This is a genomic window from uncultured Amaricoccus sp. (genome assembly GCF_937858865.1).
Taxonomy (GTDB): Bacteria; Pseudomonadota; Alphaproteobacteria; order Rhodobacterales; family Rhodobacteraceae; genus Amaricoccus.
In genome coordinates, this window is sequence record NZ_CALLYO010000142.1 from 1 (window position 1) to 1,774 (window position 1,774).

Below are 1,774 nucleotides of genomic sequence, written 5' to 3' on the forward strand. Positions count from 1 at the left end.
TCGGCCCGATCCCGATCGGCCCCGCCCCCCGCCTCGCCCAGCGCTGACGCCGGGCCGGAACCGCCCGCGCCGGTCTGCACCGGCCCGCACCCCGCATCAACCGCCGTTCCAGGATGAAAAGGGCAGCGCCCGACCCGGCGGGCGAGAAGCGCCCGCCAGGGGCGGGGAGGGCGCGCCCCTCTCGGCACCGGCTAGAGCCGACCTCGTGCGGGAAAGGCGAACGCGCGCCGAAGCGCGCCCGAGCCAGACTAATCCTTGGCGGCGGCGCGGCCGAAGTCGGGCGCGGCGGTGTCCTGGCCGGCCTCGATGATGCCGCGGCGGATGGCGCGGGTGCGGGTGAAATAGTCGTGCAGGTGCGGCCCGTCGCCGAGCCGGATCGCCCGCTGCAGCGCGAAGAGCTCCTCGGTGAAGCGGCCGAGCACGTCGAGCGTCGCCTCCTTGTTGGCGAGGAAGACGTCGCGCCACATGGTCGGGTCGGAGGCCGCGATGCGGGTGAAGTCGCGGAAGCCGGCGGCGGAATAGTTGATGACCTCCTGCTCGGTCACCCGGCGCAGGTGCTCGGCGACGCCGACCATGGTGTAGGCGATGAGGTGCGGCACGTGGCTCGTCACCGCCAGCACCGTGTCGTGGTGGTCGGGCTCCATCACGTCGACCCGCGCGCCGAGCGCCGTCCAGAAGGCGGAGAGGTCGGCCAGCGCCGCCGGATCGACGTCGGGCGGCGGGGTCAGCAGGCACCAGCGGTTGTCGAAGAGCGAGGCGAAGCCCGCCCCCGGGCCGGAATGCTCGGTGCCGGCGAGCGGGTGGCCGGGGATGAAGTGGACCCCCTCGGGCACGTGCGGCCCCACGGCGGCGATCACCGCCCCCTTCACCGAGCCCACGTCGCTCAGCGTCGCGCCGGGCGCGAGATGCGGGGCGACCGCCTCGGCGACATCGCCCATGGCGCCGACCGGCACGCAGAGGATGACGAGATCGGCGCCCGCGACCGCCTCGGCCGCGCTGTCGCGGATCTCGGCGATGCCGAGCCGCGCCGCCTCGGCCCGCGTCCCGGCGGTGCGGGCGTAGCCGGTGATCCTGACCGGCTCGCCGGTGCGGCGGATGGCGTGGGCGATCGAGGAGGCGATGAGGCCGAGCCCGATCAGCGCGACGTGGCGGTAGCGGATCACGCCCGCACCCGCATGAAGGCGCCGACCGCCTCGGCCACCCGGGCGCAGGCGCGCTCGTCGCCGACGGTGATGCGCAGCGCCGCCGGCAGCCCGTAGCCCGCCACCTTGCGCACGATGATGCCGGCCGCGCGCAGCGCCCGGTCGCAGGCTTCGGCCTCCTCCCGGTCGCGGAAGCGGGCGAGGACGAAGTTCGCCTCCGAGGCGTCCGAGGGCACGCCCGCCGCCGCCAGCGCCGCGGCCAGCGCCTGCCGGTTGCGGACGTTCTCCGCCTGGCAGCGGGCGACGTGGCCGGTGTCGCGCACCGCCGCCTCCGCCGCCGCCAGCTGGGCGGTCGAGAGGTTGAACGGCCCGCGCACCCGGTTCAGCGCCGCGACGACGTGCGCCGGCCCGTAGCCCCAGCCGACGCGCAGGCCGCCGAGGCCGTGGATCTTCGAGAAGGTGCGCGTCATTACCACGTTGTCGCGCGCCTCGACCAGCCCGGCGTGGCCGTCGAAGCCCGGCACATACTCGGCATAGGCGCCGTCGAGAACGAGGAGCGCCTGCGGCGGCAGCCCGGCCGCCAGCCGCTCGATCTCCTCGGCCGGGATCATCGTGCCGGTGGGATTGTTCGG

2 protein-coding genes are annotated in these 1,774 nt (G+C 75.4%); both read right to left on the reverse strand.

Going from position 1 to position 1,774, the window contains the following annotated elements; genetic code table 11:
- Positions 1-248: 248 nt before the first annotated feature.
- Entirely contained in the window at positions 249-1,163 is a 915-nt protein-coding gene (locus tag Q0112_RS04050; protein WP_297971748.1) for a prephenate/arogenate dehydrogenase family protein, read from the reverse strand.
- Positions 1,160-1,774, reverse strand: a 615-nt coding sequence (locus tag Q0112_RS04055; protein WP_297971751.1) for an aminotransferase class I/II-fold pyridoxal phosphate-dependent enzyme, incomplete at its 5' end; no start/stop codon positions are given. The genes Q0112_RS04055 and Q0112_RS04050, both read right to left, overlap by 4 nt.